This is a genomic window from Bradyrhizobium archetypum, from assembly GCF_013114835.1.
GTDB lineage: Bacteria > Pseudomonadota > Alphaproteobacteria > Rhizobiales > Xanthobacteraceae > Bradyrhizobium > Bradyrhizobium archetypum.
This window is the reverse complement of sequence record NZ_JAAVLW010000002.1, coordinates 505,593-518,248: the sequence shown is the minus strand read 5'-3', so window position 1 is coordinate 518,248 and position 12,656 is coordinate 505,593. Positions and strand designations below refer to the sequence as shown.

General features: G+C 59.0%; 11 protein-coding genes and 1 pseudogene. 9 read left to right on the top strand and 3 right to left on the bottom strand.

What is annotated here, in order from left to right; genetic code table 11:
- Positions 1 to 41 precede the first annotated feature (41 nt).
- Complete coding sequence (locus HCN50_RS06925) at positions 42 to 734, bottom strand: Crp/Fnr family transcriptional regulator (RefSeq protein ID WP_171708878.1); 693 nt, start codon at positions 732 to 734, stop codon at positions 42 to 44.
- 414 nt (positions 735 to 1,148) lie between these two features.
- On the opposite strand from HCN50_RS06925, the gene HCN50_RS06920 reads away from it, so the two are divergent.
- Complete coding sequence (locus HCN50_RS06920) at positions 1,149 to 1,394, top strand: hypothetical protein (protein ID WP_210264800.1); 246 nt, start codon at positions 1,149 to 1,151, stop codon at positions 1,392 to 1,394.
- Between the two features lie 164 nt (positions 1,395 to 1,558).
- Here HCN50_RS06920 and HCN50_RS34990 read toward each other — a convergent pair whose 3' ends face one another.
- Positions 1,559 to 1,888, bottom strand: coding sequence for a DUF7674 family protein (locus HCN50_RS34990; protein ID WP_446471641.1), 330 nt, complete (start codon positions 1,886 to 1,888; stop codon positions 1,559 to 1,561).
- 374 nt (positions 1,889 to 2,262) lie between these two features.
- Here HCN50_RS34990 and HCN50_RS06915 point away from each other — a divergent pair, with 374 nt between their 5' ends.
- Positions 2,263 to 3,066 (top strand): class I SAM-dependent methyltransferase, encoded by an 804-nt coding sequence (locus HCN50_RS06915; RefSeq protein ID WP_171708877.1) that lies wholly within the window; start codon positions 2,263 to 2,265, stop codon positions 3,064 to 3,066.
- A gap of 198 nt (positions 3,067 to 3,264) precedes the next feature.
- Here the strand turns inward: HCN50_RS06915 and HCN50_RS06910 are convergent, their stop codons facing one another.
- A complete protein-coding gene (locus tag HCN50_RS06910; RefSeq protein WP_171708876.1) occupies positions 3,265 to 4,125 on the bottom strand; it encodes a class I SAM-dependent methyltransferase in 861 nt (286 codons plus the stop codon).
- A gap of 379 nt (positions 4,126 to 4,504) precedes the next feature.
- Between HCN50_RS06910 and HCN50_RS06905 the strand changes: the two genes are divergently transcribed.
- The 7 genes and pseudogenes from HCN50_RS06905 to hflK (HCN50_RS06880) all read left to right on the top strand — a co-directional run bounded on the left by HCN50_RS06905 (position 4,505) and on the right by hflK (HCN50_RS06880) (position 12,618).
- Positions 4,505 to 5,830 (top strand): hypothetical protein, encoded by a 1,326-nt coding sequence (locus HCN50_RS06905; RefSeq protein ID WP_171708875.1) that lies wholly within the window; start codon positions 4,505 to 4,507, stop codon positions 5,828 to 5,830.
- 965 nt (positions 5,831 to 6,795) lie between these two features.
- Positions 6,796 to 7,776 (top strand): protease modulator HflC, encoded by a 981-nt coding sequence (hflC, locus tag HCN50_RS06900; protein WP_235976805.1) that lies wholly within the window; start codon positions 6,796 to 6,798, stop codon positions 7,774 to 7,776.
- Positions 7,777 to 7,811: 35 nt separating this feature from the next.
- Positions 7,812 to 8,846 carry an acetamidase/formamidase family protein gene (locus HCN50_RS06895; RefSeq protein ID WP_171708873.1) on the top strand — a complete coding sequence of 345 codons (1,035 nt, stop codon included), beginning with the start codon at positions 7,812 to 7,814 and terminating at the stop codon, positions 8,844 to 8,846.
- A 39-nt stretch (positions 8,847 to 8,885) separates the two neighbouring features.
- Positions 8,886 to 9,497 (top strand): annotated as a pseudogene (locus HCN50_RS33460) (cation efflux transmembrane domain-containing protein); the annotation flags it as partial.
- Between the two features lie 123 nt (positions 9,498 to 9,620).
- Positions 9,621 to 10,619: an FtsH protease activity modulator HflK gene (hflK, locus tag HCN50_RS33455; protein ID WP_235976849.1), complete on the top strand. Its 999-nt coding sequence runs from the start codon at positions 9,621 to 9,623 to the stop codon at positions 10,617 to 10,619.
- 65 nt (positions 10,620 to 10,684) lie between these two features.
- Positions 10,685 to 11,650 carry a protease modulator HflC gene (gene hflC / locus HCN50_RS06885; protein WP_171708871.1) on the top strand — a complete coding sequence of 322 codons (966 nt, stop codon included), beginning with the start codon at positions 10,685 to 10,687 and terminating at the stop codon, positions 11,648 to 11,650.
- Positions 11,647 to 12,618, top strand: coding sequence for an FtsH protease activity modulator HflK (gene hflK, locus HCN50_RS06880; RefSeq protein ID WP_171708870.1), 972 nt, complete (start codon positions 11,647 to 11,649; stop codon positions 12,616 to 12,618). Before hflC (HCN50_RS06885) ends, hflK (HCN50_RS06880) begins: the two co-directional genes overlap by 4 nt.
- The last annotated feature ends 38 nt before the right edge of the window (positions 12,619 to 12,656 follow it).

Below are 12,656 nucleotides of genomic sequence, written 5' to 3'. Positions count from 1 at the left end.
ATCGGGGCTGCTAGGGTGTGCCTCCTTTGAACGATGGCACTTTACGTGGCAGGACCCAACAGCCTCTCGTAATGGCGCTTAACCGTGCTGTAGCACTCACATGCGCCGTCTTGCAGACCATCCGCATCGAGAATTTGGATCTTTCCGCGAGCGTACTTTATTAGACCGGCAGATTGCAGGGTGTGCGCGACGATTGTCACGCTCGTTCGCTGGACCGCGAGCATTTCGGCCAGATATTCTTGCGTGAAAAGCAGGGTATCGCTGCCCGACAGATCCCTTGCCCGCAGTAGCCACCGGCAAAGGCGTGCTTGAACATGGTGTGCTGCAAGACAAGCCGCTGATTGTTGTGCCTGCGCATAGACCGTCTGCTCATGACGAATGAGCAGAGACAATAGTTTGGGGCTCTGCAATGCGGTTGATTTCAATCCGTCGATGCTACAGATGATGATGTCGCCGGCCAGTTGGACAATCCCGCGGCTAAGCGAAATGCGTCCGTCAAGCGCCGCCGAGGCCCCAACGACGCCGTCAGCGCCGACCATGGCAGCCTCGACCGTTTCCCCTGACGCGAGCGTCACGACCAAAGACACAACTGCGCCCGTCGGAAAGTAGACGTGCTTGATTTCCTGTTCTGCTTCGAACAACACCGAGTGCTGTTTGAAAGATGTGACCTTGAGATAAGGCTCAAGTCGTTTGAAGTCGCCTTGGCTGAGTTGGCTGAGTAAAAGGTTCATCATCGTGCGCTCCTGAGGACAGGCGGGAGCGCAAAGAACTCTCAGCTATCGGTGCCATAGTGGATATCCGATAATTTCAACATAGTACGTGTTTTACCCGACATAGCCAGCATTAAATGCCGTTATGTAAGGTATCATACAGACAGTATTCATGCGCGGACTTCACATTGGTCGGCCACCAGCCCGGATCAATGCCGCGCGATGAAACGTAATCGGCCAAAGCCGCACTCATTTGAAGATCAGCTTGCTGAAGCAGCAGCCAAGTTCAACGCGCAGGCCAGCAAGTTGCGGCCGGGAAAACAACGCGACGAATTGTTGCGGAAGGCTCGCCAAATAGACGCGGCTGCGCACCTAAATGCGTGGTTGAAATCTCCCGGCCTTCGACCACCGAAGTAAAGCGATGCAAAGGAGGATCATATGATCACTGATACCTTCAATTCCCGGACTTTAGCTAACATGGAAGTCGCCCTTGAGCGTGCGTGTTTACTGCTTCCAACGGGCGGCGAGAAACACCGTGCTCGTCGGATCATCGCGGGCAAAATAATTGAATGTGCCAACCGTGGTGAGATCACTCTGAGCAGGCTTACAGAGGTCGGATACGCCGCTGCGATGCAACTCGGTGCTCCCGCGCAGCCCGTCAGGGAGAAAGAGGCCGCGGACTAATGAGTTCTTACTCGGGCAACGGGCAGCCCACATTCAAGGCTCAATATCCGCTCGGGGTCACGAGCGGCGGTCGAACGATCGCTGATGCGAAGTCCGGACTACCCCAAATACCGGACTAGCGGCAGGCGACGAAGTTGGTCGGCTGCGGGGCCAAAAGCGGACCTCTACAAGCCGGTCGTGGTGGCTCTCCAAAACCTATCCATCGCTGAGCAATGCTCTCTGGACTTCGGCCCCAGGAAGCCTATCACCGACCTGAAATCGAATGCCTTTGTGCTATCTGCATGCTGTAGTGATTCAAGAAAGCCGATTGATAAAGCGGCACGTTCTTGAGCAGAGCCATTTTCGAGCGCTTGTTCGCAGAGTTCAAAGACGGAGTGTATTGTGCTGTTTGGTAGTCGATTGAAATGCTCGACAAGAGCCTCCGCCAATGCGGTACCCACGAGGGTTACAGGCACCATTTCAGGCGACCATTCGGCCTTTAGCTTAGCGAGCACCTCTTATTGAGGTGCAAGACCAGCAATTCTCTCAAGATGTCTCTCATCCCTGGGCATGCAGCCAATATGTCCGGCATTCGGTAGCAAAGACCACCAAACGACAGGTAAGTGTCTGAATAAAGGAGGGTCCTCCCGGCTGTGACTATGAGAATTTTGGTGTCAGTGGGTGTAAGCTGATGCCTCAGGTGACACCAGCCTGCCTATCAGCGTCGGGTTAGAACCATGCTGGAGCTTGGGCCATTCCCCTACTGTTCTGGTTCTCGGAAGCTCTGTGGGGGTGATCGAACCGTTCACGCTGCCAGGAAGCTACGCGATACGCGCTGCCCGCAAACCTGTGGTATGTTCCATTCCCGATCAAGGGAGGATGGCAAGCCATGGAAACCGCACTTCGATACAATTGGGCTGATCCCGACGTATACGAGACTTTCATGGGGCGTTGGAGCGAATATCTGGCAAGCCAACTTCTCACTTGTGTCAATATCGCTCCAGGCAGTCGCGTGCTCGATGTAGCCTGCGGGACAGGGGTGTTGACCAGAGCGCTGGCCCAAGCGGGTGCGCATGTGGTCGGTGTTGATGCATCGGAGGGATACCTGGAAGGAGCTCGTCTTCGTCGATCCCACCCCAACATCGCGTATGAACACGGTGACGTCCGGCAAATGCGGTTCGAGAATGCTGTATTCGATGCGGCCGTTTCCACGTTGGCCCTGGACGTTATTCCGGAAATTGAAGAGGTGGTTGCCGAGATGAAGCGCGTGACCCGTCCAGGCGGTGTGGTCGCGTCCGCTGTTACTCAGTTCCTTGGGGGCATGCCCGCCTGGGATCTCGTCATTAACACCGGTGCTGCACTTGAGGCCGACTTCGCCACGCTCAGGTCCATGCGGGCGGGGCGCCAAGTCTTCTGGCCTGACGGTCAGGCGGCGTTGTGGCGGAAGATTGGCCTCACCGACGTGACGGAGGTTCCCCTTGTCGTGGATTGCGAGTATTCGTCCTTCGCGGATTATTGGGCTACGTTCACCGATGGCCCGGGCAGCGTCACGGGCTTATTGATGGCACTTTCAGATGACGCCCGCGGTTCAATCGAACAGCATGTCCGTACCGGATATCTTGTTGGCTTGCCAGATGGACCCCGGTCATTTCCCATGGTGTTCCGTGTGGTGCGTGGCTTGGTCCCAGCTTGATCCTGGATAGCACGCAATGGAGCGGCATTCGGTAGAAAGAACCACCAGAATTTAAGTCGCTGAACTTCTGCGACCCCTGCGGTCCAGACCGCTGCAATCAGTTTCCGCTCCACACCCGACAGCCGACGCCCCACCGAGCATTCCGCTGGGCAGCGATGGGCCACAAGCGGCTCTTCAACATCCTAACTACGACGGGCCTCATCGATCAGCCAAGAGCGGACGTGGGTGCCGATAGGGCTTGGTCGCCCAAACGCCGACATGTCCTAAGTTAAAATATCCCACGACGCCGTCAGCTGGCGCATCGGCGATCATTCTTTCCTCCAGCGTATCGATCTGGATTTCAGCCTCTGTGGCTGCTCCACTCGCCACAATAGCCGGGATCTGGGATCGGACCACGGAAACAAGCGTGGTAAAAAGCGCACCATCCGGCCCCTCTTGGATGGGAACCAGCATTTCGATTTCAGTGGAGGGGGTCAGGCCGGCTTTGCGCATCAATCCAAACAATCGCATACCCATTCGTGAATGAACGCCTGCGTGTTTGAATCCGGCTCGGAACCACTCGGCGGCCCTAGCGGCTAAACAATCGAGCGGCTCGATGAATACCGGGCCCTCATAGTCGATGATCGATTCTTGGAGTGCAATTATGCCGCCCGATTTAAGATTTCGAAGAGCGCGCAGTATCGCGTCGAGTGGGTCTGCCGCATACATGAGAACGAGCCGGCCAACAATTGCGTCTACGGCCGGAGTGAATTCGATTTCCCGAAAATCGCCCGCGACAAAGTGAACGTTTGTGAGCCCTTGCGTCTTGGCGCGTCGCTCGGCGTATTCGACTTGGGCGGGATCGCGGTCAATACCGGTGACCTCACCCGTAGGCCCCACCAAGTGGGCCGCCAACAACGCGACATCGCCCGATCCTGAGCCGATGTCGAGAACACGCATCCCAGCCGTGATGCCGGCTCTTTCAAACAGCCGCCGTGTCAACGGGGCCACCAATCCGCTTTGGGCGATAAGCCTTTTCCGTTCGTCGTCCGAACTCTGAAATGGGTAGACTTCTTTCATTCGGTGTCTTTGCCTCTCCCCGAGGCTCAGGGTAAGGCATCGTAGCCATTCAAACAATCACTCCGGAAGGGATAGGACGGGACATCAGCCACGTCCGCTCAGGGTCAAATGGCGCCATTCGGAAGATCGTTCGGCTGCTTCCGGTTTACCCCGACAAGCCGACGTTCAAAGAGCCAGACCGGACTTCACTTTCGGGCCAGATGCGGAAATTCGAGCGTTTGCCACCAAATTGGAATAGACATCACAAGTTTGGGATGCGTTGACGTGTTCTTCCTGTTAGCTACATCACGTTACCTGCCGGTAAATTGGACTAGGTTGGCCTGATCGGCCGTGCATATGGGAATGTCTCAACTTTCCACTAATTGCTGGAGGCAGACACATGTCCAATCTCCGCACTATCCGTCAAACCACGACTATCCGGCCGGATGGCGGGGCGCAACTCGCCGCGCATGGCGTCTTGATTCAGCCCGATCGGCACACATTCGCCAACTTCGATGAGCTCAATGCCTACCTTCATCAGGTCCTCGGCGCGAAGCTAGACGGCAGAGGCATCCGCGGAACGATGTCTCGAAGGGGTACGTATTCGCGGCAAGCCGCTGACGGCACACCTGCCGTGACTTTCGGGGACCCCGTCCTCGATGCGATTTCCTCGGCGAATGGCGTGCTCGTTGTCGGTGACCAAACGATCGATCTTAAAGAGGCCGGCGGAATACGAAATGCGAGCGGCTCAGCAAGCGATACCGTCGTCTTCTCTAGGCCCAATCTGAAGTTCACTGGTATCGTGAATGACGCCGAAAGATGGGCCACCGACGATGGCTCCATGGTCGAGTACCGGCTTGGCGTGGGAAAACTAATCTTCCATGCCTGGAAGAAGCACACCTTGTACGGTTACTGGTCAATGGGCGGAGAGATCAGCGTCTTGTACACTCCCGCCAAGTTTCAGGCTGCCGACATCCTCACGAACGATTTCATGTCGATTACCGCTCCTTGCCAGGCGTACCCGGGTCACGACGACGACATTAATGACACTTACCTCGACCAGTATTCTTTTGGCTGGAACGCACAACAGCCAGAAAGGACTGCGGCGCTGTGTAAGGCGAAATGGCACAACATGAAGTTCGCTGACCTTGTCACGGCAGGCGAAGGCTGCATGAACTACCTCGACGAGCGCTATTGGACACCGGGCTTTCCTGTCAACTGGGACCCCGTTAACACCTTCTTGAATCTGAATGGCGATTGGAGCGATGGAAGTTCGCGAAGCGCCGCAATTTCCGTCGAATTCCCGTCGTCTCTGAAGGTCGATATGTCGTCCTTCGATCGGCCAACGGCCCGCGGCTCGATTGATAATTCGGATACGATCACAGTAAAGTTTCCCGACGACAGGACGTATACGGGCCACCTTGAGGCACCGAACAAAATTCGGTGGTCGAACGGTTCAGTCTGGGTCAAGGTTGTGAATACTGTAATGGATTTAAATGGCAACTGGACCGATGGGAGTGCCCGAAGTGCAGTCATTTGGGAGGGATCCAAGTCGATCAAGATTGACATGTCGGACTTTGATCGACACGAGGCCAGCGGCTCGATTGTCGACGCAACCAATATCAAGATAACATTCCCGGACGATCGTACGTATACTGCCCAGCTTCTATCTCCAAACAAGATCAAATGGTCTAACGGCTCAGTTTGGACTAAGAAGCCTGATTGAGTGAGCACGCTGGATCAGACAACAACTTAAATAACGTACTCTTAGCTGCAGCGATTGAAGTTGAATGCTTGTCAATGGCTGCTTCGGGTCAACAGGCGACCTCGCCAATCATCAGGTGCTAGTCCGCTCCACCCCATAAACCGGACATCTGCGCGCTGGTCACGCAGGTCGGCAACGGGCCAAGAAGAGACTCATGCGCCGCATCAATTATTCGATCTGTAATCAGTTGATTTGCCGGCGCAACATTAACCGCACTCAGCGATAAGATTAGCAGAACAAGCCGCCGCCGGGTTAGGAGCGGCGACGGCGTTCTTTACGCGCTCACATGGCCGCGACTATCGCCTGATAAAGAAGCAGTCAGCGATAGCGCCAGCTTTCGACGCCCTCAATGAGACGACGCTCCTGCTTGCGCAATTCATCAACTAGGCGTTCGAGTAAGGCGGCAGAGGCTAGGCTTCGAGAGCTAAGTCCAGCCGCAATCGGTCACCCACCTCGTCACAGATCGACCGGGCAGTCTTGTGTTCGATGTGTTCGGACATTCGCCTGGAGGGTTCCATTTCGCGCTATCTCGATTTGCCCCGATCCACTAAAGTTCCAGGCTTGGAGATTGTTTCGCGCTTACTTGGACGATGGCGATGGTTCCATTTATTGGAACGAAGGCCTTAGAGGTCATTGACTGCTAGCCACAACTCTCCAGGCGCGAAGGGTTCGCTGCCAACGTTTACACTTGACCGGTCTTTGCAGGCCTTCAGAACGTTGGTTTTAGCAGTTGATCATGCCGGGTGCCCGCGGCGAGTTGCCCAGCTTCTCGAGGTGCTCGTTGGGACCGACGGCCTCGACCCGAGCCAACCGGCGGGACTGCGGACGGAAGCTCATACAAGCAGTTCACCGGAGACAAATTCCTTGACCACCCGAAACACGCCCTACAGAATGAGAAAAGCCCCAGCTCGTTAGGCAAATGAGCAATGGCCCGCTCAAGCTCGAAGCCTAGGCAAGCTATTCTGGGCGCCGCGGGAGTGCTTGGCGCTGTCGTGGCGACTACGTTATGTCTTTTCGCCGTTGGCGATGGGGAGCGGGCTGTCGTCACGTCGTTCGGCAGGCCTGTGCAGGTAGTCACCACGCCGGGCCTTGGCGTGAAGCTGCCTTACGAAAGCGTTACCAAGTTCGACGGAAGGCTTTTTGTTTACCAGCCCCCACTCAGCGAATTCCTGACGCTTGAGAAGACTGCCGTGACGGCAGCGGGCGCCGTCATGTGGCGCATAGCCGAGCCCAAACGGTTCTTTGAGACGGTTCTCAACAAGGCGGGTGCGGAATCGCGCTTGGGCGACATCCTCTCTGCGGAGCTTGGCGCCGCCATTGGCCAAAGTCCGCTCGCTGCCTTTGTCTCGACCGAAGCCTATCGAGCAGAGGCTTTGCTCGCCGAAGTCGCAGCAAAGTGCCGGAATGTTGCGCTTCGGGACTACGGCATCGAGATCCTTGACGTGCAGCTGTTGCGCTTTGATTTCCCTAAGCGCAACCGGCTCACGGTCTACGCTCGCATGCGCTCCGAGCGTGCCGCAATTAGCATGCGCTACCGCTCCGAGGGCGAGGAGGAAGGCCTCAAGATCCGTTCCGCGGCTCAGGGTGAGAAGACGAGCATTCTAACCGAGGCCTTCAAGGTGGCCCAGCGGCACCGCGGCGCTGGCGAAGCAGAGGCCGCCCGCATCTACGCCGACTCGCTTCGCGAGGCACCGCAGTTCTACGCGCTGCGGCGGACGCTCGACGCGTCGCGCAAGTTCGTCAAGGAGGGCACGACGATGGTGTTGCCGGCGAACTCCGATCTCTTCGGCCTTCTGTATGACAGCGGCTTCTATGAGCGCGCCAAGCCGCCGGCAAGCTTGGCCGACAGTGCGAGGAAGGAAACGCCCCATGAGATGACGAGCGGAACTCTTACGCCGCCTCCGTAGCAACAATCTACGCTGCCAACACAGGAGGAATTTCTATGAGTCGAATGAACGAGCAGTCGGTACGAGCGGCCATCGTGGCTCTATCCTCGGCACTCATAGTTATTGGGGTCGCGCCTGCCTCGGCCGCGGAAGTCCGCTATGACCCGGGAGACACTGTTTACTTCACCTATTGCCATGCACATCCGCCGGCGATCCGCATCAGGCCAGGCGACACGGTGATCACAAGGACCAAGGACGCGGCGAACGACGTCTTCCAGCCGACCGACAAGACGGTGTTTCCGAGACTCGACCTTACCAGAGTAAACCCGCAGACCGGGCCATTCTATATCGAGGGCGCCGAGCCAGGCGATACGCTCGTCGTGCGTATCGACAGGATCGGCCTCAACAGAGACTGGGGGTGGGGAGCTTCTATCCCCTACTTCGGAGCATTGGCCCCCGAATACAAGACGGCGATGATAACCGACCCGGTGCCGGACAGGCTCTTTATCTGGCGGCTCGACAGATCGAGAATGCTCGGTGTCCTCGACCTCCCCAACAGCAAGATCGGCAAAGTCGAGGTCCCGTTGCGGCCATTCTTCGGGACAATCGGCACCGCACCTGCTGGCAAGGAATGCATCAGCTCGCTGATACCCGGCCCTCATGGCGCGAACATGGACTTCAATGAGGTCGTTGAGGGTGTGACGATGTCTTTCCCGGTTTTCGAACCGGGTGCGCTCTTCATGCTAGGCGACGGGCACGCTGCGCAGGGTGACGGCGAGATAGACGGCGCCGCTATCGAGACCTCGTTTGACGTCACCTTCACGGTGAATCTCATTAAGGGAAAAAAGATCAACTGGCCCCGGCTCGAGAACGACAGAATGATCATGTCGATCGGCAGCACGCGGCCGTTGATCGATGCGCTGCGGATCGCCTGCGTCGATCTCGTCAACTGGCTGGTGCAGGATCACGGCTACGACAAGATCGAAGCGCTTCAGCTTCTAGGCCAAGCAGCGCATCTCGAGATCGCCAACGTTGTCGATCCGCAGTACTCCGTGGCTTGTCAACTCGACAAGCGCTACCTGCCGCGGTGAGGTTGCACTGGAGACTTCAGGAAGCGTAGGGCTCTGAACATGGGCGTAGCCTGTTGCGGAGAAGGCGCCACCTTCGAAGGCCTGTCGGCTGATTACAAGCGGCGGCTTTGGATCGTCATTGCGATCAACGCCGGGATGTTCCTGGTGGAGATAGGAGCCGGCGCACTCGCCGGCTCGCAGGCGCTGCAGGCCGATGCTCTGGACTTCCTGGGCGACGCGGCGACCTACGGTATCAGCCTCGCGGTCATCGGTGCATCCGTTCGGGTCCGGGCGCGTGCGGCCTTTGTGAAAGGCGTCAGCCTCACGCTGATGGGCTTGTGGGTGTTTGGGGCGACCGCTTATCACGTGCTGGTGCTCGGTGTGCCCCGCGCCGAGATCATGGGCGCCATCGGCTTCCTGGCTCTCGCTGCCAACGTGGCTAGCGTCGTCATCCTCATACGCTACAAGGATGGCGACGCCAACGTGCGGTCCGTGTGGCTTTGCTCGCGTAACGATGCGATTGGCAACGTCGCCGTGATGCTCGCTGCGCTCGGCGTTTGGGCAACGGCGACCAAGTGGCCCGACCTGATCGTGGCGGCCATCATGGCGGGATTGTTCCTGTGGTCATCCGCTCAAATCCTCCGACAGGCCGTGCGTGAGCTCCGGACCGGGGAAATCTCGCTCCACACGCACGTGCCGCGCACGCACGCGCCGTCGAGGTGGGTCCGGCTGCGCGACAGGTTTGCGGCCGCGATCCGCGTGTTTGTTACTGACACCCGCGTTAAGATCGCGGCAATGGCAAGCCTGGTCCTCCTCTGGCTCGCAAGCGGCTTCTTTACGATCCAGTCCGGGGAGATCGGCCTGCGCCTCCGGTTTGCTCGCATCGTCGCGGCCGACCTCGGCCCAGGCCTACACTACCGCCCTCCCTGGCCAATCGAGACGCACCGTCTCGTCGAAACCGAACGCACGAGGAGTGCAGAGCTCGGTTTCCGCAGTCTGGCGGACGAGAGCTTGACGATGCGCACACTCGCCCGCGAGCGGCTCACAACGGGCGGCCCCTCGAATCCAGTGCCGGAGGCGATCAAGGCCAAGGGCTCCTGGTTCCAGCGCGAGGTGTTGGAGGGCGAGTCCTTCCTCCTGACCGGTGATGCCAACCTCATCGATCTTCGATCAACCGTGCAGTACCGCGTCAAGGATCCGGTGGCCTACGTCACAAATCTGGCGGAGCCTGACGCGCTCGTCCGGAGCGTTACTCGAGCAGCGCTGCGTAGCGTTATTGCCACTCAGCGAATCGACGCGTTGCTAACAAACGCCCGAGCCGAGGTGGAGGCGCGACTGCATGAGTTCGTTCAGGCGCGCCTAGACGGTCTGAACGCCGGCATCGCGCTCGTCTCGGTGTGCTTGGTCTACGTCCATGCGCCCCAGGAAGCACACGACGCCGAGCGAGACGTGGCTAGTGCACAGGAGGACAAGCTACGCACGATCAACCGCGCCAAGGGGTTCGCCGCCGAGGAGGTAAACGAAGCGAAAGGAGAGGCCGCGGCGACGGTCGAGGGTGCACTCGCCGTCCAGGAGGAACAGGTCCGCCGAGCTCGCGGCGAGGCCCTAGCGTTCAGCCTACAAGTCGAGGCGTTTCGGCAAGCGCCCGAATTGGCTGCATTCCGCTTGCAGATCGAGACGATCGAGGACGTGTTGCCGAAGGTGCACAAGCTTGTCCGGCCAAAGGCGAGTGCCATCAAGGACTTCGACTTTTGGCTCCTTGAGCCTCCGATCAGCGCGGGCGGCAACCGATGAAAGGCAGCTCATCCTGGAGTTGGCAGATAAGCCGCTCGGGCGGCAGGCGGAGGGCAGCGCTTTGGGTGCTGACGCCTGCCGCTATCGCCGTGCTCGTGCTGTCGGCCTTTGCGAGCCTCTTCACGTTGGATATCACTGAGCACGGGATGGTCACGCGCTTCGGCCGGATCGTGCAACTCGTTGAAGTGCCGGGCTTAGGCTTCAAGCTGCCCTTCGAGCGTGTGCAGCGATTCGACAAGCGCCTCCTATACTTGAGCACTCGGCCCGTTGAGTACGTCACGGCGGACAGGAAGAACGTGTCCGTTGCCATGCTCGCTACCTGGCGCATCGCCGAGCCGACGCGCTTCCTCGCGACGCTTGCCACGCGCGGCGATGCCGAGCAGCGGCTGACGGAGGCTATCGTCGGTGAAGTCGGTGCAGTGCTCGGCCGCCACAGCTTCGCCTCCCTGATCGCGCCGCATGGTTCACAGAACAGGTTCGGGGCAATAGTCGCGGAGGTACGTGCCAGCGTTCAGGCTCTTGTTGCGCCCGCCTACGGTATCGAGGTGATCGATCTCGGTGTGCGTGAACTCGCCCTGCCTCAGCAGAACCGGCAGAGCGTCTTTGAGCGGATGAAGGCAGAGCGAGCCCGCATCACCATGCAACTGCGCTCCGACGGGAAGGCCGAGTCGAGGCGGATCATCGCCGAAGCCGATCGACAGAAGGCACGCATCCTCGCCGAGGCCAACGAACAAGCAAGGCGACTCGACGGCGAGGGAGAGGCTGAGGCGATGAGAATCTACGCGCGCGAGTTTGGTGCCGATCTACCCTTTTTCAAGCTCGTCCGCACACTCGAGGCCTATGATCGTATCCTCGACGACAAGACGACCCTGTTCCTGCCGCCCGAGTCCGAACTCCTGCAAATGCTGCAGCCGAGCGCATCAGTCGCGCTTGATCTTAACCCGCCGCCCAAGGCTCGTCCCAGGAACGGCGAGACCGTGGGCGCTGGTGTCGAAGGTCAGCGGCCACCGTCACGCGGGGAATCGCCATGACGACCAGCCACGAAGACGTGGTGCCGCAGGACCGGGCGGAAAGCGCCCCCAGGCATCCGCGCTGGCGCGCGCACGTGCTCCGGGGCGGTATCATCTTCTTGCTCCTGCTGATCGCGGCCTACTTCGCCACGGGCTTCCATCTCGTCGCAACGGACGAGCAAGCTTTGGCGCGCCGCCTCGGCGCGCCCCATGCCCGCCTGGGCCCCGGCATGCACTGGCGTTTCCCCTGGCCCATCGACCGGGTCGACGTGGTTAAGACCACAAGTGTCTCGAAGGTCGGCGTGGGCTTCGAGTTGCCCGAGCGAGAGCAGGAGACCGCGATTGGGATGGAGCTGCTGACCGGCGACACGAACATCCTAAGCATCGCGCTCGTGCTACAATACGTGATACGCGATCCTGCCGACTTCCTGCTGCATGTCGAGGACACAAAGGAGCTGATCGGCGGGCTCGCCGAAAGTGTGCTCACCCAAGTTTTGGCCGGCATGTCGGTTGATGAGGTCTTGACCACAGGCAGGCTTGCCATCCAGGACAGGGTGAAGATACGGACTCAGGAGCTCCTCGATCGCTACCGAAGCGGCGTTCAGATCACGGCTTCCAGCATCATGGCCATGACACTTGACGCGGCGGTAGCACAGGCCTTTCAAGATGTGGCGGACGCCATGGCTGATCGCGAGCGCTCGCGCAACGAGGCGCGGGTCTATGCGGCCAACCTACTGCCTAAGGCTCGCGGGGAGGCGCACACATTGGTCCAGGCAGCGCAGAGTCGGCGTGAGCAGCGCATCGCGCAAGCCGTAGGCACGACCACCCGCCTCAAAGCTTTACAGCAAGAGTATGCGAAGGCCCCCGAGCTCACGCGCACCCGCCTCTATCTTGAAGCCATGGAGAAGACTCTACCCAGAGTGAAAGCCTACATCCTGGACACGGAGGATGGACAGGCTCCGGTGAATTTGCGAGTGAGAGGGCGATAGCTTCTGTTCAGCGAACAGCATCATCCCCACCGGGTGCC